Source organism: Brasilonema sp. UFV-L1, assembly GCF_012912105.1.
Taxonomy (GTDB): Bacteria; Cyanobacteriota; Cyanobacteriia; order Cyanobacteriales; family Nostocaceae; genus Brasilonema.
The window spans coordinates 1-19,850 of sequence record NZ_QMEA01000122.1 but is presented as its reverse complement, the minus strand read 5'-3'; the positions used below and the strand labels follow the sequence as shown (position 1 = coordinate 19,850).

General features: G+C 43.1%; 13 protein-coding genes and 2 pseudogenes. 10 read left to right on the top strand and 5 right to left on the bottom strand.

Annotated elements, in window-relative coordinates; genetic code table 11:
- Window positions 1-276: 276 nt before the first annotated feature.
- From DP117_RS26350 to DP117_RS26340, 3 genes are all read right to left on the bottom strand, one after another.
- Complete coding sequence (locus DP117_RS26350; RefSeq protein WP_169221174.1) at window positions 277-495, bottom strand: hypothetical protein; 219 nt, start codon at window positions 493-495, stop codon at window positions 277-279.
- Between the two features lie 162 nt (window positions 496-657).
- Window positions 658-870, bottom strand: a complete 213-nt coding sequence (locus tag DP117_RS26345; RefSeq protein ID WP_211176358.1) for a transposase family protein — start codon at window positions 868-870, stop codon at window positions 658-660.
- Window positions 871-1,195: 325 nt separating this feature from the next.
- Entirely contained in the window at window positions 1,196-2,056 is an 861-nt protein-coding gene (locus tag DP117_RS26340; protein WP_169221172.1) for an SDR family oxidoreductase, read from the bottom strand.
- A gap of 280 nt (window positions 2,057-2,336) precedes the next feature.
- Between DP117_RS26340 and DP117_RS26335 the strand changes: the two genes are divergently transcribed.
- From DP117_RS26335 to DP117_RS26325, 3 genes and pseudogenes are all read left to right on the top strand, one after another.
- The gene (locus DP117_RS26335) at window positions 2,337-3,842 is read left to right on the top strand and encodes a PLP-dependent aminotransferase family protein (protein WP_169221171.1); all 1,506 of its coding nucleotides are present in this window, start codon (window positions 2,337-2,339) and stop codon (window positions 3,840-3,842) included.
- A 69-nt stretch (window positions 3,843-3,911) separates the two neighbouring features.
- Window positions 3,912-4,010: pseudogene (locus DP117_RS26330) on the top strand (IS1 family transposase); the annotation flags it as partial.
- Between the two features lie 414 nt (window positions 4,011-4,424).
- Window positions 4,425-4,907, top strand: a complete 483-nt coding sequence (locus tag DP117_RS26325; RefSeq protein WP_169221170.1) for a helix-turn-helix domain-containing protein — start codon at window positions 4,425-4,427, stop codon at window positions 4,905-4,907.
- A 294-nt stretch (window positions 4,908-5,201) separates the two neighbouring features.
- Here DP117_RS26325 and DP117_RS26320 read toward each other — a convergent pair.
- Window positions 5,202-6,844 (bottom strand): annotated as a pseudogene (locus tag DP117_RS26320) (transposase).
- 825 nt (window positions 6,845-7,669) lie between these two features.
- Between DP117_RS26320 and DP117_RS26315 the strand changes: the two are divergent.
- Window positions 7,670-8,227 carry a CIA30 family protein gene (locus DP117_RS26315; protein ID WP_169221169.1) on the top strand — a complete coding sequence of 186 codons (558 nt, stop codon included), beginning with the start codon at window positions 7,670-7,672 and terminating at the stop codon, window positions 8,225-8,227.
- Window positions 8,228-8,370: 143 nt separating this feature from the next.
- On the top strand, window positions 8,371-10,599 hold the full coding sequence (locus DP117_RS26310; protein ID WP_169221168.1) for an FdhF/YdeP family oxidoreductase: 2,229 nt from the start codon (window positions 8,371-8,373) through the stop codon (window positions 10,597-10,599).
- Window positions 10,600-10,788: 189 nt separating this feature from the next.
- On the opposite strand, the gene DP117_RS26305 is transcribed toward DP117_RS26310, so the two are convergent.
- Window positions 10,789-12,750 carry a di-heme oxidoredictase family protein gene (locus DP117_RS26305; protein WP_169221167.1) on the bottom strand — a complete coding sequence of 654 codons (1,962 nt, stop codon included), beginning with the start codon at window positions 12,748-12,750 and terminating at the stop codon, window positions 10,789-10,791.
- 716 nt (window positions 12,751-13,466) lie between these two features.
- On the opposite strand from DP117_RS26305, the gene DP117_RS26300 reads away from it, so the two are divergent.
- The 5 genes from DP117_RS26300 (at window position 13,467) to DP117_RS26280 (ending at window position 19,807) form a co-directional block, all read left to right on the top strand.
- Window positions 13,467-15,134 (top strand): CAP domain-containing protein, encoded by a 1,668-nt coding sequence (locus DP117_RS26300; RefSeq protein WP_169221166.1) that lies wholly within the window; start codon window positions 13,467-13,469, stop codon window positions 15,132-15,134.
- Window positions 15,135-15,546: 412 nt separating this feature from the next.
- Entirely contained in the window at window positions 15,547-16,398 is an 852-nt protein-coding gene (gene fdhD, locus DP117_RS26295; protein WP_169221165.1) for a formate dehydrogenase accessory sulfurtransferase FdhD, read from the top strand.
- Window positions 16,399-16,440: 42 nt separating this feature from the next.
- A complete protein-coding gene (locus DP117_RS26290; RefSeq protein ID WP_169221164.1) occupies window positions 16,441-16,809 on the top strand; it encodes a VOC family protein in 369 nt (122 codons plus the stop codon).
- A 313-nt stretch (window positions 16,810-17,122) separates the two neighbouring features.
- Entirely contained in the window at window positions 17,123-18,004 is an 882-nt protein-coding gene (gene ylqF, locus DP117_RS26285) for a ribosome biogenesis GTPase YlqF (protein WP_169221163.1), read from the top strand.
- Window positions 18,005-18,169: 165 nt separating this feature from the next.
- The gene (locus tag DP117_RS26280) at window positions 18,170-19,807 is read left to right on the top strand and encodes an adenylate/guanylate cyclase domain-containing protein (RefSeq protein WP_169221162.1); all 1,638 of its coding nucleotides are present in this window, start codon (window positions 18,170-18,172) and stop codon (window positions 19,805-19,807) included.
- The last annotated feature ends 43 nt before the right edge of the window (window positions 19,808-19,850 follow it).

The window sequence follows — 19,850 nt, the reverse complement described above, 5'->3', positions numbered from 1 at the left end:
TAATACTTTCTGTCACTGATTTCAATACCGCCTCTCGACTCTACCCAAGGGGAAACCCTAGAACATCCAGGGCTGCTAAATTCCACAAGAGAGAAGAGTTTGTCAATATCATTAGAGGTAAATGTTTGGGCTGATGTGATGGAGGAATAACCATATCGGCGCAAAAGATTGAGGGCGATTGCCTACGGCAGAGCTAGCGCCGATAGGCAAGAGCCGTACCGCAGGCATAGGGCGCTAGCGTCAAGCCTCCGGCTTATCGCATAGTCATTGCCACCATCAATAATTAACTTGCAAGTTTTTTTTGGCAATGTAGAGCTGATATTCGCTGAAAACAACACCCTCGATATCCAATACCGCAATTAAATTTTGAACCGTGCTAATTTCACTACCTTTTTTGTTCTCCAATTTAGTCAAACCTAACACAAGCCCTCTTTTTTCAGCAAATACGGACACGATACTTACAAAATTTTGATACTCACTTTCGTAGTTCTGCACAGTTCCTTTAGAACCTTACCATCAATTCCAAACCACTCTGATGTATCCACATGAACATAGTTTTGTGCCCACTGATTAAACGTTGCAGCAAGATTGTCAAAATGTATTCCCATCAGTATTCGTCGAATAGTCGAGTATGATGGAACACCATGTTTTTCGATTCTAAATTTCGATTGGCAATACACGACGATGCCGTTTGACAAAGTCCCCCCATGCACGATACCCTACGTACCCACTCATTGTCCCCATAATGACAAACAGTAACACCAACCACAGTTGATGTCTTTGTCCATCTTTGACCCGAAAATCTTTAACTTCCCGCAGTTGTTCAATCAGATTTGCACTCATTGTTTTCATCCCCAGGACGCTTGTCATTTTACACCTTTTAGGGGATGAAACAGCCCTGCTGTAATTAACGGGGTTCAAGCTAGAGGAGAGCAAGGAAACTACACCACCGAACGTGTTAAATTTTACTCCAATTGTTCTCCTTAACTTTTCGTTACATACCTAGAAATTTTTTTTCCGCCGACTTACTTAGTACAGCGGGCGCGTAAGTTAACCAGGTATTCTTGTGGAAGAATAAGCAATTAGATTAAAAGTAGTGTGTGCTGACAAGTAAGGAATTAGAGTGTGGCACGATTAGCTCCGAGGGAATTAAATTTGAGCGATGGCGATCGCTCAGAACTAGAACAGTTAGTAATCAGCTTTTCTTGAAGCTTTGGGCATAGTCCTTAGCAAACTGGTCAAAAGATATCGGCTGCTTTCTAGCGACTTCAGCTACAACATTCGTTACAATCATACCCATGCCTTCACTGTAGTAACTGTAGATTTCATTCACTGCATCCACAAACCATTCTTGCACTCCTGTCTCAAGTCTACGTTTCTTGTATTCCTCTGGTGACACACTCACGTAAGTCACTTTCTCCTCAATTGCAATGGAAAGCTTTTCAGCAACCTCCCCAAAAGACAGCACTTCCGGTCCCGTGATACTGTATACCTTGCCCTCATGTCCTTCCTCAGTGAGTACCTTCACTGCCACTGCTGCAATGTCTCGGACATCCACTAAGCTAAACTTTGCATCGCCCACTCGGTCAGAAAAAATTCTCTGTGTTGCAATCGTTTGCGCGACACGTAATATGTTCTGCATAAAAACGTTGGGTCGCAGGTGGGTAAACGAAATACCCGTCTCCTCAAGTTGCTTTTCGGTCTGTCCATGCCACTTGAGAATTGCGGCAGGAGCGTTAAGATTAGCACCCAAGGCAGAAAACTTGACGATGTGTCTAATACCAGAATGCTTGGCGGCTTTAATAAAATTACTTTGTAGTTTCACTTGCTGCAGATCGGGTGTTGAGAGCAACAGAGCTTTTTCCACATCCTTTAGGGCAGCATTGAGTGTTTCGGGTTCATTGAAATCGCCTATGACAACTTCAACGCCGAGTTCTTTGAGCATTAATGCCTTCTTGGGATTACGGACAAATGCTCGCACTTGGGCATCAGTGGTAGAAAGTTGCTTTAAGATTTCATAGCCGTTAGTTCCGGTTGCGCCGGTTACAAGAATCATAGGAGTTGCCTTTATCTCACTTTACTCTTCACCTTGGCTTAATCAGGGGGTTATGTTGCAAAAATAATTTGAGGACAGAGGATCCTCTGAAGCTCAACTTGCTATGCGGCAATCCCAAGAGTTTGACACACCAACTCTACTTGAGCCTGGTTATCTCCTTTGGCTACACAACTTGTTAATTCACATAACTAAATACCGTCAATGTACTAAGCAATATGCTTTACTTAAAAGAGCCATTTATCAAAAAAAAGACTAGACCATTTTAGATCAGGATAAATCATTGACTAAGCAGGCAAGCTCTCAGGAGCTATTACTCCGTGATCGCAAATCAGGTACACCACTATTACACTGGCTGTATCAAGAACTTCGGCTGGCGATCCTAGAAGGGCGACTTAGACCTAGATCCCGTCTACCGTCCACCCGCGATTTAGCAAGGCAATATTGCGTGTCGCGGGGTACTGTTGTTGTTGTTTTTGAGCAGCTTCTTGCAGAAGGCTATTTGGAGAGCCAAGTTGGGTCAGGAACGTTTGTTGTGGCGACAATACCAGATGAATTGCTTCAGGTACAATCGAACAGGGTGAAAAAACAAGAAGCAATCATCTCATCTGTTGGGCTATCTAATCGTGGTCGGTGTATGGAGAAAACACCATTTTCTCTAGAAAACGTCACCGAAATAGGAAAGCCCTTTCGCGCCCATCAGCCAGCACTTGACGCTTTCCCGCTCGATCTTTGGGCTCGGATTTCTGCTCGCATCCATCGTCAAGCACCGCGCGATCTCCTTGCTAATGAAGACGTAAAAGGTTTTCTGCCACTGCGCGAGGCGGTGACCGATTATCTGGGAACCGTCCGAGGTGTTAAATGTACTCCCGAGCAGGTTGTGATTGTTCCAGAGGTTCAGCTAGCTCTCGATATTGTCGCCCGTTTGGTTCTTGACCCGGAAGATCCCGTGTGGATTGAGGATCCAGGTGATCCTGGTGCGCGTTGCATACTCAAATCTGTGGGAGCTCGCTTAATACCGATTAAGGTTGATCGGGAAGGGATTAATGTCGCATTAGGACTGCAAATATGTCCCCAAGCAAAATTGGCTTATGTAACACCAGCTCACCAATGTCCTCTTGGCGTATCAATGTCGCTGAATCGGCGTCTTGACCTACTCAAGTGGGCACGGCAGACTAACGCATGGATATTTGAAGACGATTATAATAGCGAATACCGATATCAGGAGCGTCCGTTGACCACTTTGCAAGGATTAGATGAGAGCGACTCGGTGATTTATGCGGGTAGCTTCAGCAAAATGCTTTTTCCCTCCTTGCGGCTGGCTTACGTTGTTGTTCCGCCAAAGCTGATAAACGCCTTTGTGGCTGCGAGGTCACTCATTGATCGCTATTGCCCGATCTTTCAACAGGCAGTTCTCTGCGAATTTATGGTCGAAGGTCATTTTGCCCGCCACATCCGCCGCATGCGTAAACTCTATGCTAATCGCCTTAGTGCTTTGCTCGACGCTAGCCGCTCTCAGTTGAATGGGCTCCTTGATATTGCTGCTACCAACGCAGGCTTGGAAACAATTGGCTGGTTGCCGGAGGACATTGATGATTATAAAGCGACGACTGCTGCTGCTATTTATGGTCTTGAGGTTCAGCCGCTGTCTACATATGCAATGCTGCAACAAGAAAGGAATGGCTTAATATTAGGCTTTGCTAGCGTTGATGTCAGCAAAATTAATCAGGGAGTGGAATTGCTGGCATTTGTGTTGCAAACGCTCACCCGGATTTCTCACAAACTGTAAAAAAAATGGGCGTTGCATAATTGAAATATGAATTCGAGTGTTAAGCTAGCTGCGCCTCCGGCAATCGCTATGCAATGCCCAAGGTGTGGATCAACTCATATTCGCAAGAATGGCAAAAAAGCAAGTAAACAAAATTACATTTGTGTTCAGTGTCGTCGTCAGTTTATCAAACAGAATTCAGGAGTCAGTCGCCAGAATTCAGAATTGAATTCTGTGTGACGCTCGCTTGAATAAGTGGGTATAAGACCCCCACCAAATTTTCAATTTGGTGGTCTACAATGAGTGGCGGATCCTACCGTCAACTCATTGATTATGATCGGAGGCGGAGCTTTCCTTGCTCCGCTCCTGGATTCTGACTTCTGACTTCTTCTTCAAAGATTCTTACGATTTGCAAGGTTATTCTGAAGAAATAAAACGTGAGTGTTTAGAAATGTATGTGAATGGTCTAGTAGAATAGAATTGCCAAAAATGGTATAAAATGACAAAAAGTCCTGACCACAAAACCGGAAAGAGGGCGCAATGGAACGGCAAAGGTATATTGTGCGGTTAAGTAAGGAGGAGCGGCAGGAATAAGAGGCGATCGTGAACAAGGGGAAAAGAGATGCCCATAGGATTCGCAATGCCCAGATACTTTTACACAGCGATGAAAATGATGAGCGTCTGAGAGTTGAAGCGATAGCCAAACTCCTGCATTGCAATAAAGATACGGTTTGTGAGGCACGTAAACGCCTGGTCGAGCGTGGTTTTTCGGCGGTCCTTGAGCGCAAGAAGCGTGAAAATCCGGCGGTACCACGGTTGTTTGATGGTGAAGCGCAGGCCAGGTTGATTGCGATGGCGTGCAGTACGCCACCGGAGGGTCGTGGTCGGTGGACATTGCAGATGCTAGCCGACCGCATAGTGGAACTAAAGATTGTGGCGCATTGTACAGCCAATACGGTGCATGAGGTTCTAAAAAAAACCAACGCTTACCCCATTTACGTAAAGTCTGCCGGGCGGAAGCTTCCGTCCGGCGAGCTTTACGTGAATGTTGGGTCATACCGCCAAAGCAGGACGCCGAGTTCGTAGCCCTTGAAGTTTGCATGTTTTCCACGCCCGTGCAGTGGATGGTGTGTACAGCCCAGTGGTGCTCCTCGCACGAGGAGCGCTCGACTATCCGAGTGGGCGTGCAAGCGCGAACGTTGCCAGGATGCCTGCAACAACTACAGACTCTCCCTTCGCTTTTTTATACCTGTACTCAATTCTCGCCTTTTAGTACAATTGAACTGTTATGGGAGTGAGTACCGACTTTTAGTTTAAACTCCAGTGATTAAGGACTACTAGAGAGGCAGTCCAGTAAAAGGTATTGACAAAGAAATAGTATTATGTATTTGCTGCTATTAGATTCGGAAGTGGCATTTGAGCCAAAACATGAAGATTATGAACAACTGCCATACGTCGTAAATCAAAAAGATTCTTACGTAGACCGATGTAACGAGCCTGTTCGCCTTGCCATTGACCGATTTTAGCCAGACAATGTTCAACAGAAACACGTTCTTTGGAGTTTCGCTCTCCCTTGAGGTGTATTTTGACGTTCTCTTAGCTCTTTTAACAATAATTGGTCAGGATGAATCGAAACGCTACGACCATTTTTACTATTGGTGCATTGTAAATGCAGAGGACAAATATTACATTCATGTTTTGGGAAATGGGTTACTTGCCCTGGCACAAAAGGTAAGCTGATTCCATTAGGACAAAGAATTTTAGAGTTCTCCCAATCTAAGATGAACGCAGTTTTGTCAAAGAGTTTACCGTTTCGCACTCGCCATGATTTGCAGACAATCATTAAATCATTATCACGTTCCTTAACCAAATGACTGGTTAAATACGCAAAGGTATATTTGTAATTCTTTTAACTCAACTTTTTGATTTTTTAGGTCAGTTTCAATTGCTTGTGTGACTTCTGCTTCTGGTTGGTTTGCACACGTGACTCCAACTACTCGCACCATGCCTAAATCCAAATCTTTTAGAACATGGCGCTTATAACCGTCAAAACGTTGGTTACGGCTTTTACGCCCATGACGCATATCCTTATCTTCAATTGAAATACGACGATTGGGCGCTACACCTTTACGGAGCTTTGGGGAACCCGGAACTTCCTCCTCAATATCCTGTTCTTTGATTATTCGCGCATCCTCAATGCTTTGTTTGGCTTGAGTTATTACTTTTTCATTGAGGTCAGTTTGTTCAATAACCCAAGATTCAACAGTGTTAAGTGTTTGTAGTATTGTTGTAAGTGCTTGTGCTTTTTGCTGTGGGTCGTCCCAATCTAAATCTAAAGCTGCTTTTAAGCTACTTCCTGCCACTAGATCTGCACCTGCTTGTGTTGCGATGCTTGATAAATCCTGTTGGCGATACGCCTTTAGGCGTCTGCGCTTCGCGCAATCGCGAGCTATTAAATCTAAAGCTTTTCGTAATGCATGACCTAAAAGATTGTAGGTGTCTTCTACCCGTGCGGCTCCCCATAAAGGACTTGAATCAAGCGCTGCTCTCAATGTGCGAGAACTATAACCCTGACGCATTTGCGCCATTTCAATTGTTCTTTCAATTAACATTCGATACGCCCTTGGCGTCTGCCCTTTGGGCAATCGCGCTTCTGTTGCAATTAAAGCTGCACGGAAACGAACCAATGTGCCCTTACCAAAAGGCGCTTGTTCACTGTCGAGGCAATCTAAAACCAATTGCCACCGTCTGTCCATTACCATTGCTTCTATCGCTTCATCATCGCTTACTCCCGTATAAGCTTGTAATATGATAGCCAGTGCTATCTGCGCAGGCGGTACTGGGCATAAGCCAACGCTACTGTCTTTGAATACTTTGGCTAGTTCTTGCTGAAAGTTTAGGTCGAATAACTCATGCCGTATTTGCCTCAAAAATAGGAATAGCTTCGCTTTCCGGATACGTTGAGCGACTTTTTCTTCGCTTGCCGACAGTTCGATGGGAGGATTCCAAACGGGCGGACGCATAGCTATGCACTCCTGGTATCGCTTTCACCTATAAATCAGCTTTTGCAAAAACTGTACTTTTTGTCAATACCTTTTACTGGACTGCCTCTCTAGTTGTTCTAAGAGGATGTTTGGAAAGTCAAAAAAAGCTTGCTTCACGATATTCTGTCAATATATAAAAATGCGACAGCGTTACACGAGTCATGCTAAGAGGATGTCTGAAAAGTTTTAGATAAGTGATTTTAATCACGCAAGTTGCTTTAACATCAAACGAATCATTGCGACATAAATAAAAGGCTGGGCTTATTTTTTACGTGTAAAATCCCGGTTTACGTGTAAAATCCCCATGAAGTGCCCCAAATCGAGCGCTTTATTAGAATATATTTGCAAATAATACGAAAAATCCCGCTCGATTTGGGGTCGAGGTCTCTGTAGAAGAAAGCGGAAGCTTATTAACAACACTCGAACTCGCGACCTTTACAGAACAGTTTGTCACCGCTAAATAGAGTAAGAGTAAGCTGTTAGGGTTACAAATGTAGTATAGGGAGTGAGGGAATGAGGCTATCATTCTCTTACCCTATTTTATAAGTAAGTCGGCGCTAATATTTCAAGCTATGTTAAGAAATTTTAATGTAGGGTGTGTTGTCGCCAAGCGCCGCACCGTCAAGAATTCAAGGTGCGCGATTCCTACGGCATAACACACCCGAAGAGACAATTTATATTTCTTCATATACATTGAATTTTTCTCGCCGACTTACTTAGTGTACAATTATTAACATGAGAAAAAAATTAGTTATAGTTTCTATTCTTCTTTGTTTGATAAACTCTTCTTTGGCAAGCGCACAAGTGAGTCATTTTGAAGACCCCAGACTGACACTCTCAACTGTTGAGGCGGATTGGTCAATCAAGACTGATAAAACTGAAAGACCGTCGGTTGGTGCAAGCGTTGCAACACTACTTAAAACTGAAGATGAACTACAATTTCAGGGTGAACTCGCAGCGATTGAGGGTAATGAAGGACTTGTCGGGTTTGCGTTTATAGAAGCACCTGTATCCTTAGATTTAAGCGAATATCAGTACATTGAGTTTTACGCTAAGTCTAAAGACCCAAGAGTGGTTTATACGCTAACACTTAAAGACGAGCAAGCACAGCAGGACGCTGGAACTCTCACGTTTGAGCAAGAGTTTGTTGTTGGGACAGAGTGGACAAAAGTGAAACTACCTTTGAGTCACTTTCAAGCAAGGATTCGTGGGAGAGTTGTAGATAGGTTTCAATTGGATCTGGGGCAGGTGCGATCGCTCAGTTTTCAAATCAATCGCAGCAAGCAGGAAGCAGATTCACCCATTCCACTAGAGTTTGCTTTAGATGTAGGTTCAGAGGTATTGGTCACAAATCAAGACTAAACTCAAAAGCTGGTTGAACACTTGCTTTAGTAGCTCGTATTTGCCCAAGCTCCTCATAATCAGTCTTGACAATCGAGACATATAATAAAGATCGTGCGTCAACGAGTATATTACTCAGCCAATAGTTTCTGCGCTCCTTCATTATGTTGCCTAAACCCAAAAAGCATTGGACACCCTTACATTGGGCAAGTTGGAAGCCCTTTGGAATTGGTGAGCAATATCCAAATAACTACTGGGAAGTTTTTCGTGCCATTTGGCTATCTCGTCATAAGTTGCCTTATGCGTGGAATATCCTGAATAAGGGCGTTTGTGATGGTTGCGCTTTGGGAACAACCGGAATGAAAGATTGGACAGTAGATGGGATTCATGTCTGCAACGTCCGGTTGCGGCTTTTGCAGATGAACACAATGCCAGCTTTTGACCCTTCAATCTTGGCAGATATCTCTGGGTTGCAAACAAAAACCAGTGCCGAATTACGCGAGTTGGGACGGCTTCCTTACCCAATGATTCGCCAGAGTGGAGAAAAAGGCTTTCGCCGAGTCAACTGGGATGAGGCATTGGAAGCGATCGCCAATCGCATTCGCGCCACAACACCAGACCGCTTAAGCTTCTATATTACCAGCAGAGGCACTGTCAACGAAACATACTACGCGACTCAAAAAGCTGTGCGGGCGATGGGAACCAACAATATTGACAATGCCGCCCGTATCTGTCATTCTCCTAGTACTGCTGGCCTCAAAGGTGCAATAGGTGCAGCTGCAACCACCTGCTCTTACAAAGATTGGATTGGCACTGATTTATTAGTTTTTATTGGTTCAAATGTAGCAAATAATCAACCTGTTACAGTTAAGTACCTGCATTATGCGAAGAAAGCCGGTACAAGGATAGTCGTGATTAATACCTACCGCGAGCCTGGGATGGAGCGGTACTGGGTACCTTCAATTCCAGAAAGTGCTTTGTTTGGCACCAAGTTTGCTGAAGATTTCTTTTTGGTAAACGTAGGTGGAGACATGGCATTTTTAAATGGGACAATCAAACATATGATTGCCAATGGTTGGGTAGACGAGTCGTTTATCAACCGCTACACCGCTGGATTTGATGAACTCAAAACTTTCCTTGAAACGCAATCTTGGGAAGAATTAGAGCAGCTTTCGGGAACGAAGCGCGATGAAATGTATGCTTTTGCCAAGATGGTTGGGGAAGCAAATAAAGCTGTCTTTGTTTGGAGTATGGGTATTACTCAGCATGAGTGTGGCGAAGACAATGTGAGAGCTATTATTAATTTAGCTCTTACCAAAGGTTTTGTCGGTCGGGAAGGTTGCGGTTTGATGCCCATTCGTGGTCATTCTGGGGTACAGGGTGGTGCAGAGATGGGATGTTACGCAACAGTTTTTCCTGGTGGTAAACCGATTATCCCAGAAAATGCTGTCCATTTGAGTAAACTTTGGGGCTTTGATGTGCCAGTGACAAAAGGTTTAATTGCTCCAGAAATGATTCATGCAGCATCTGAGGGAAAGTTAGACGTGTTGTTCTCCGTAGGTGGGAATTTCTTGGAAGTTTTGCCAGAACCTGATTATGTAGAAGATGCGCTCAAGCAGGTACCAATGCGAGTCCATATGGATATTGTTCTCTCTAGCCAAATGCTTGTGGAACCAGCAGACACTGTGGTACTGTTACCTGCAACAACTCGCTACGAAATACCAGGGGGAGTGACAGAAACCAGTACCGAACGCCGAGTCATTTTTAGTCCAGAAATTCCAGGTTCGCGTATTGGTGAGGCGCGTCCAGAGTGGGAAGTGTTTATGGAATTGGCAAGGCGGGTACGTGTAGAGACATTCCATGCAACGTCTCTACATTTCGCTGATACTACTGCGATACGTCAAGAAATTGCCCAAGTCGTCCCACAATACGCTGGAATTCAACACCTGAAAGAAGCAGGCGATCAGTTTCAGTATGGTGGTGTACATCTGTGCTTTGGCTGGAATTTTCCAACACCGGATGGTAAGGCTCACTTTGCGGTGGTGTCTCATCAAGAGCGAGAATTACCAGAGGGTTGTTTCCTGGTAGCAACGCGTCGAGGTAAACAGTTTAATAGTATGGTACAAGAACGCAAGGATGCGATTACTGGGGCAGTACGCGAGGCGGTGTTGATGAATGAGGTAGATGCTAAACACTTTGGGTTAAAAGAAGGTGATGTCGTGATTCTGACAAATGAACTTGGTAGTTTCCGAGGGAGAGTTTACACTTCCCCGATTAAACCAGGGAATTTACAAGTACATTGGCCTGAAGGGAATGTGCTGCTAGATAAAAATAGGCGATCGCGTGAAGGAGTACCAGACTATAATGCTGTAGTCCGCTTGGAAAAAGTTTAGGGTTATTCCCAAGCGGAGAGACACAAGCTTTAAACGCAAACAAATAGACATCTGCGAAAACTAAGTTTAATTTCTGGAGATGTTTGATAGACATCTTGCAAACATGCCTTTGATCCAACACCAACATTTGCATGAAGCAAGCTTGGGATCAAAGGCACGTTTACTAAAGATATCAGTCTCTTGCTTTAATTAAAAGCTACCAGGGTTGTCATCTAGTGCCAGTAAGAAATTAATCAAATCTGTTTGCTGGTTTGGATTAAATCCAGCTTGCCTATCTACGTAGAAATCGTGACCTGTGCCATCAAGGTTACTACGCACTAGAGGAGGGTAAGCTTTGTTTGCTTGCACAACTAGGGTGCGAAGGTCACGATCAACCAAGGCACGCAAGCTACTAGCAGGATCGGCAGGTAAAGCTTGGCTGAGAGTACCTGTTAGCCCTAACCCACTGGGATCAACAACTGTAAAACTACCATTTTCGTCAACCTTCAAACTTCCTGCCCGGACTGCTACACCACCATCATGCAAATATGGTGCGCTTAAAAACAAACCAAGTAAGGAAGTCGTTTTGTAACCACCATTCGGTAATATACCTTTAGGTAATGTCGTCGGACTATCGGAGATGCCATCCGTTGGCACATCTAATACTTCGGCGTTACTAGCTATAGGAACGGCTGTGTTAAAGGTGTAGAGTTGAGGTGGTACTAACAAGTCATTCAGTTTAAGGCGAGACTTAGCACGAGCTGAATTTGTACCAATTTCCTCAATTGGATGAATTTTGTTGTCAGTGAAAAAGGGTGCAATGTGACAAGTTGTGCATTTAGCTTGTGCAAATACTTTTGCCCCACGCCTAACAGAACCTGTATTCAATGCTTGCTTGTTTTCAGGAGTGCGATTGGCAGGTGGTACTAAGCTATTTTGGAAAGCAGACATGGCATTCTCAGCAAACAAGAATGTCCCACTGGCAACATCATCTGGATTCCCAGTATTTGGGCTGAAAACCAAACCGTTGTATGTCACCAAGCTGGGTTGTAAGTTTGGATAAGTTCCTGCACCAGGGGCGGCGACTTGATCTTCTAACTCTGCTTGTGTCAGATCTAGTGCAACCTTGCGCAGCCACTCTGAAGGTTTTACCGGATCTCCTGTTGGTAAACGTAGGTTTGGATCGACAGCATTCTGAAGAAATGTACCAATATAAACTTCTGGGTCAATGTTAAGAGTTGCTGCACTCAGTTGAGCAGCTGCCAACAGATTGATTTCTGAAGAATGAACAGCGTTGTTAAAAACACTTAGTCCAGCGAACGGACCTACGGCAAACTGTCCGTCAGCTGCATAAGGATGATTCTTAAATGTGAAGACACTGGGAATTTGGGTGGTGTTGTTGATGCTATCTGGAGAACTTTCAAAGTTACCAAAAGGCACATCTAACACAGCGTCGTCGAAAGCTTGTTCAAACTTATTTGGGTCGGGTAGTTCTACAAGATTACCTTGACTGTCTAAAATAGTCTTACCATTGCCTTTGTATTGTGGATCTAGAGGGTTAAAGTTTAACCTTGCAAACCCAGCAGATGTATTTGGTGACAAGGCAATCAACAGAGGAATAGCAAGTTCGCCATTAGGTATTCCCGCGAGACGTTCACCCTTATCGGAAAGGGTTGCATGACAAAGAGCACAGGTAACGTCAATCTTAGGTGTGAATCCTAGAAGAAAATTCCCTCCCCTTTCTACTTTTAAACCTGTATTAATGACAGTTCCTTTAGGAAAAGTCCGACTGCCTAAAGTTAGATCGTTTGACAGGGTAATTTGTAAGTTTGTCGTCGCCTGACCCTGCAAGTTAGCAATTGCTGTAGTAATTTCTGGTAAGATGCGAGAAATGCCTTGTTGAAAACCAAATACACTTTGCAGACCAAATGTATCCCCAATCTTACGGTTGAAAAATATATCTTCACCTTTAGCAATCAAATCCTGGGTGATTTGAATTGCTCCTACTCGTTGATAGGAAATTGGGTCATTAGGGTCAAGACTGTGCTCTTCAACTAGCTTTGCGGCTTCATGGGAACTCAGCAATTTGCCAAAATAGTCGTAATATCCTAATGGTTGACGTGGAGGCGATTGCAGAATATCAAACCTAGCAAAAGCTGTTTGGCTTGCCATCAACCAATTTGATAGCAGAACACTAAAAAAACTAATGACAAAAACGCAGATTAATAAAACAATTTTTGTTTTTAAAACATTTAATATCCTAACCACACTAGTGTTAGAGACGTTTTTTTTGTGTTTCATACTATATAGATGAAATCAAATGTGTGTAGTTACGTATAACACTAAATATGTCAGTAGATACTATCTAGAAATATTTTTTTATATTGTTAAGAATACTTAAGTTTGATGAAATTATAAAACTATTTTTTGGGTTGGGCAAACCCAGCCTACGGCACAGATGCTATGTCAATACTGCTCGGTTAAGAATAATTGAAGTTCCAGAAACCCGGTAACTTTTGCGAAACCGGGTTTCTAATTTTTGCTTATCCGAGCAGTATTGGATGCTATGTATGAGTTCTTTCTTCGGTCATATTAACAATTTTTATCACCATCAGCGTCAAGGATAATGATATTTGCTGAATGTGAGCGACAAAATCGACCTCTGTCTGAATCGTTTCAAGACTTGGAGCTACATAAGCCCACAAAAAAGTAGGAAGTAATGAATTAGATTTTGCTAAGGAATTTATGTTAGTCTGTTCGGACAGAGGTTAGACATTATTCTGACTCGTGACTTAACCCTCTTCAGGTTTGCTTCTACCAAAAACTGCAGCAGCAGAATGAGTATTTCTGCTGATTTCATGCGAACAAATCTTTAAGAGGACAGATTCATGGAATCAAAAGACACGACATTTGAGCAGCAGGTATTTGAACTCACTAACCAAGAACGAATCAAGGCTGGTCTTGAACCATTGCAAACAAATGCCGAGCTGAACTATGCTGCTGATACATATGCTCAACAGATGTCAGAAGATGGTTTCTTTAGTCATACAGCACCGGATGGTTCTCAACCTTGGGATCGAGCTAAAGAAATTGGTTATGAAGCTCAAACAATGGGGGAGAATATAGCTGCAGGTCAACAAACACCTGAACAGGTTGTTCAAGATTGGATGAACAGCCCTGGACACCGAGCTAATATTCTCAAATCCGACTATAAAGAGATTGGTGTTGGTTTTGAGAACAACTATTGGGTTCAAGAGTTTGGTAGCGGTGATCTAAATCCCGTAAGCTACATACCAGGCTCTGAATCTAACACACAGGTTGCATCCAACTCCACCCCAGCCTCAGAACCTGTCTCCACGCCGACTCCAGTTGAATCTACTTCCAATCAAAGTACAAGTCCTAACTCGAATCAGACCAACCCCAGCCCTGCTTTATCCTCTGACTCTTTTGAGCCTACAGCGTACGAGCAGTATATGCTCGAATTAATTAACCGAGCTCGCGCTAATCCTCAGGCTGAAGAACAACGTCAAAATATTCCTCTGACACAAGGACTCAATTCAAATAGCATTTCCTATGACGCGAAGCAGCCTCTAGCTTGGAATACCACGCTATCTAAAGCTGCACAAGAGCATAACAACTGGCAAGAGGAAACTGGTAAATTTTCTCACTATGGTGAGGGTGGTTGGCCTTGGGAAAGAGCTTATAAAGCTGGCTATGATATGACAAGCCCTGAGGGTTCGCAAGCAAACGAAAACCTCTCTATGGGAGGTGGTTCTACACCCAAGAGTGCAACTCAGTACGTTGAAGAAAGACATAATAGCTTGTACGGAAGCAGTGGACATCGTGGTAACTTCTTGAATGCAGACTGGAAAGAGGCTGGTATCGATTTTTTAGGTCAGCCAGCGAATGATGGCGAAAACTTGCGTCAAGCATCAGTCGTTCAGTTTTTTGGAAAACCTGCATCAGGAAGTACTTTCTTAACTGGGGTAGCTTATGACGACTTAGTTAAGAATGATGACTTTTACACTCCTGGAGAAGGGTTAGGAGGCATTAAGGTCGAGGCAATTCGTCAGTCAGACAACAAATTGTTCACAACTCAAACCTTTGATTCAGGTGGTTATCAAATCGCACTTGAACCTGGAGAGTATCAAGTGACTTTTTCAGAAGGTCAACTCAAGCAGCCAATCACAAATACAGCAAAGATTGACTCAACAAACGTCAAGCTTGACTTGGTGACTGACGGATTGGTGAACGGCGTTTCTCATTCAAGCGATACCTTGACTGGAGGAGTTCCTGGTGAGATACTCACAGGTACACAAGGTGATGACATCGGCAAGAACACCTTTGAAGGCAATCTTGGATATCCTACTTTTGTCGCTAATCAGGGTGGAAATGTTGACCTGATCAACGATTTAGTAAGCAATGTTGGAAACACTCAAGCCTTCCCAGGGCTTCAGATGGACAAGTGTTTGCCAATTGAAAATGGGATGGTGAATCATAATAAGAGTTTGATTGCAGCAACACCAGACACAATACCAACCTCAAGCATAATGTAAGCAGCATCATGGATTAGGACTGACAGTAGAGGTTGTTTTCATCACAACCTCTGCTTATTTTGCTTGGAAGTTATATGTCACATTTCGCTTGGTGTAGAGCAGCGTGTTTATAAGAAATCTTATACATATAATAGTAAATATATTTATATTTTCGTTTACCCAACACTAAGATGTCCTATATTCCAATACGCTTGGGTTAAGCATTTTTTCTCTTCTCTTTTCTTCTCTCTGCGCTCTCTGCGTCTCTGCGGTTCGTTAAAAAAATTAATTTTGACAAAAAGTTTTAGCCTTAACTGAACCGTATTGTCCTATATTCAATGAACAATTATCAATTTGATAATTGATTCTGAAGTTGTGAGGTCATTGTTCATTGATAATTGTCCACCCGTCATTGATATTAACTTCACTACTAATGACTAAACCTCCTGGAAGCAAGACCAAAACCACTGTTTGGATAGTAGAAAAAGGTCAGGTACGCTCTCGACAAGACCAATTAACTACAGAAGAACCCTTAGAAATTCGCTTAATGTCCCCGCGCCGTACATTGGCTGTCACGATGCGGACACCGGGGGCAGATTTTGAACTGACTGTGGGTTTTCTCTACAGTGAAGGAGTCATTAGCTGTAAAGAAGATATTCAACGCATGAGTTACTGCGTAGATGAATCTGTAGATGGTGAGCAACGTCAAAACATTGTAAATGTGACCCTTCGAGAAGGTTTGAATCCAGATTTACAGCCTTTAGAAAGACACTTTTACACAACCAGCGCTTGTGGAGTTTGTGGTAAGGCAAGTCTTGAGGCTTTACGTTTGCGGGGTTATCCGGTGATTCTCCCAGAACCGGTTGTTACTGCTGAGATTATTTATAATTTACCAGATAAGCTGCGAGCGGCTCAAGGTATATTTAATGCGACAGGAGGTTTGCACGCTGCGGCTTTGTTTGATATCCAAGGACAACTGCTGAATTTGCATGAGGATGTAGGGCGTCACAATGCTTTGGATAAATTAATAGGTTCTGCTTTGTTGAGTCAGGAGTTACCATTAAGTCATCACATCGTCATGGTGAGTGGACGTTCTAGCTTTGAGATTTTACAAAAGTGTACAGCGGCTGGTGTTCCTATTATTTGTTCTGTTTCAGCGCCAAGCAGTTTAGCAGTATCTGTCGCAAAGGAATTTGGGATTACTCTCATTGGATTTTTGCGAGGAGAACGATTCAATGTCTACACTAGTATTGAGAGAATAAGCGTTTTTACAAACAAGGGATAGTAATCAACGAGTTTCAAAAACAAGGAATAAATCATATTTGAGATGACTTTTCAATACACTGATGCATTCGTTACTTTAGGAACTTTTGATCTAGAAAATTTAGTGGCGTTCTATACCAGTTTTCTTGGTATTACACCAACTATCTACACCCCAAATATTTATGCTGAATTTCAACCTCCTGGTTTAAAATTAGGTATTTTTCAACCAAAACATACTCACTTTTCAGAATTTGAAAACTCAGCGAAAAGTAAGATGAGTTTATGTTTAGAGGTCAGTGATTTAGAAAGTGTTATTGCTCACTTGACCGTATTGGGGTATCCATTAGGAGAAATGATCAATTCTTCTCACGGGAGAGAAATATATGCTTATGATCCAGATGGTAACCGGATAATTATACATCAGTTAAAGTAGGGCGTGTTCTTCTTGCAAAAATGAATTTCATGAAAATGAAACCACAGATTAACACAAATGCACACAGATGATTTAACTGTCCCTATCCTGCGGTTCGCCTTCTGGCGGGTGTCTACGCTAGCCCCTAAGGGGGCGCTACGCAAACGCGAGAGGGTAAGGTTAATTTGTGTGCATTTGTGGTTTTTAATCTTGTTATATTCAGTGATAAGTTACAATTCGCGATAGACACCTCCCACGGATTTTATTTCATGGGTTTGCTATACGATATCAATAGTCCTGAGTCATGTGACAAAGGACGAAGGACAAAGAACAAATGTCAATCACTCAAAACTATAAATTAAACCTTATCCAATGGTATCCAGGACACATCGCCAAAGCAGAAAAAAACTTAAAAGAACATCTCAAACTTGTGGATGTTGTTTTTGAAGTACGCGACGCCCGCATTCCTTTGGTGACACACCATCCTCAAATAGGAGAATGGGTGGGAAGCAAAACACGGTTGTTGGTGCTCAACCGAGTTGATATGATATTGCCTCAAGTCAGGCAAGTATGGACAGAGTGGTTTAAGAGCCAGAAAGAAGTGCCTTATTTTACCAATGCTCAGCAAGGTCAAGGTGTGGCTGCGATATCAAAAGCGGCGCAAGCAGCCGGAGTAGCGATGAATGAACGTCGGAAAAATCGCGGAATGTTACCACGTCCAGTCCGTGCTGTGGTGATTGGCTTTCCAAATGTGGGTAAATCAGCTCTTATCAACCGTTTGCTGAAACGACGAGTGGTGGAAAGTGCAGCCCGCCCTGGGGTGACTCGTCAACTGCGTTGGGTGCGAATTTCTGAAGAATTGGAATTACTGGATGCTCCTGGTGTTATTCCTGCTAAGTTAGAAAATCAAGAAGCAGCTTTGAAGTTAGCCATTTGTGACGATATTGGTGAAGCATCTTACGACAATCAAATAGTCGCAGGAGTACTAGTAGATATACTGAAAACACTTCAAGAGAAGACTCCTGATTTTTTACCAAAACATCCTTTGCGATCGCGTTACAAACTTGATCCCACTCCCTTCACAGCAGAAGAATACGTGTTCGCCTTAGCAGAGTATCGTTACCAAGGCGATGTCGAAAAAACTGCGCGAACGTTACTCACCGATTTTCGTCAAGGTGTATTAGGTGCCATTCCTTTAGAGTTACCACTAAAATAGAAGACTTCGGTTAGGAACTTTTACTTACTTTTGGGAGTGTCTTTGTAGTTGTCAGCATACTATTGAGAGTGCAATCAAAAGAAAGTCGAAGGTTAATCTGAATCGCACATCCTTTGCTTTAGCACCGCTAGCACTCTCCATGCCTGGGATGAATTTATAGAAGTCATGACTAAACTCAAACTGCGTCTACAAGAGGGAAATTATAAAAGAATGGTAATGGTGCATCAAGATGTTTTTACAATCGGTCGTTTACCACAATGTGACTTATACTTACCCTCTAGCGGAGTTTCACGTTACCATGCCCGCATTGTCAAAACTCCTTCCGATGCGTGGCTGATTGAAGATTTGGGTAGCAAAAACGGAACTCAATTGAACGAATATCTGATTACCTCTCCCCAAGAATTGCAAAACGGTGATGCTATTTGGCTTGGGGATGTGTGTCTGACAGTTGTGTTGACTCCTGTAGAATCATCCATATTTAAGCAAGGAGTTGTCTCTCCAGGAAGAACAATTCTTCGCAACGTTAAACAATTACAACAGCAATGGATTTTCGCTGATCATATTGACGGTGATGTTGGCATCAAAGACAAAACAATTGCTCGCCTCAAAGACTTAGTAGATATAGCCAAAAACCTGTCTGCAGCAGCCTCAATCGAAGCAATTTTCTCTCAAGTTCAGCAAGTGGTGTTTCGTTACCTTAATAGTATTGACCGTTTGGCATTATTAATTGATGTGAGTGGATCTGGCAAGCTAGAATTATTAAATTCTGCTACAAGAAATATCTATTACGAAGAAGATTTGCCCGCTGATGGCAGTTGGATTAGCCGTAGCATTTGCCAAAAAGTCTTTGAGGAAAAAGTTGCCATTCAAACTGCTGATGCTCAAAACGATGAAAGGTTTGCAGGAGAAAATAGTCTCCTGGTGAAAGGCATTCGTAGTGCGATGGCGGTGCCTTTATGGGATGAAAATAAAGTTGTTGGTGTTCTCTACGCTGATGCTCATTTATCTTCTTACCATTGGGCAGAAAGAGGAGAAGAAGAACTCAGCTTTTTTTCTGCTTTAGCAAACCTTGTGGCTTCCAGTGTACAACGTTGGCTGCTAGTTGAGAAACTCAAAAGCGAAGAAGTCATTCGCCAAAGACTTGAACGCTATCATTCACCAGCAGTTGTACAGCAGTTGATAGCTGTCGGTGCATTGCCAAATGGACGTTTACCCCCACAAGAAAGTGAGATTAGTATTTTATTCGCTGATTTAGTCGGTTTTACAGCAATTTCAGAAACATTAACGCCAACTCACATTGCCGACTTGCTCAATAATTTATTTGAGGAGATGTTGCAAGAGGTTTTTGCTTGCGCTGGCACTTTAGATAAGTATATTGGCGATTGCATTATGGCATTTTTTGGTGCTCCTGAACCGCAACAGGATCATGCTGATCGCGCTGTCACTGCTGCTATGGGTATGTTAACTCGTCTGGACAATCTCAATGCTAAGAATTTTTGGACTGAACCACTGCAATTACGAATTGCTATCAACAGTGGTAAGGCTGTGGTTGGAGATGTTGGTAGTTCCCAAAGGGTTGACTATACAGCATTAGGAGCCACAATTAATCTGGCTGCGCGGATGGAAGGTATTTGCCCACCAGGTGAATGTGTTGTGAGTGAAACAACCTACAAAATACTCTCACAACCTTCATGTTTCTCAGAAATGGGAGATTATCGCTTCAAAGGTATTAATCGATTAGTCAAGATTTATCAAACAAAGATGCATAATATTCCCACTGATTTGAAAATGAGGAGGGAGTAGGGGGCGCTTGGGTCCCCTCTGGGGTTGGGGGCTGTAGGGGAAG

Coding starts and splice junctions, on each gene's coding strand:
- DP117_RS26305 (WP_169221167.1), bottom strand. CDS start 12,750: ATGGCAAGCCAAACAGCTTTTGCTAGGTTTGATATTCTGCAATCGCCT.
- DP117_RS26290 (WP_169221164.1), top strand. CDS start 16,441: ATGACTTTTCAATACACTGATGCATTCGTTACTTTAGGAACTTTTGAT.
- DP117_RS26310 (WP_169221168.1), top strand. CDS start 8,371: ATGTTGCCTAAACCCAAAAAGCATTGGACACCCTTACATTGGGCAAGT.
- DP117_RS26345 (WP_211176358.1), bottom strand. CDS start 870: ATGACAAGCGTCCTGGGGATGAAAACAATGAGTGCAAATCTGATTGAA.
- DP117_RS26300 (WP_169221166.1), top strand. CDS start 13,467: ATGGAATCAAAAGACACGACATTTGAGCAGCAGGTATTTGAACTCACT.
- ylqF (WP_169221163.1), top strand. CDS start 17,123: ATGTCAATCACTCAAAACTATAAATTAAACCTTATCCAATGGTATCCA.
- fdhD (WP_169221165.1), top strand. CDS start 15,547: ATGACTAAACCTCCTGGAAGCAAGACCAAAACCACTGTTTGGATAGTA.
- DP117_RS26340 (WP_169221172.1), bottom strand. CDS start 2,056: ATGATTCTTGTAACCGGCGCAACCGGAACTAACGGCTATGAAATCTTA.
- DP117_RS26280 (WP_169221162.1), top strand. CDS start 18,170: ATGACTAAACTCAAACTGCGTCTACAAGAGGGAAATTATAAAAGAATG.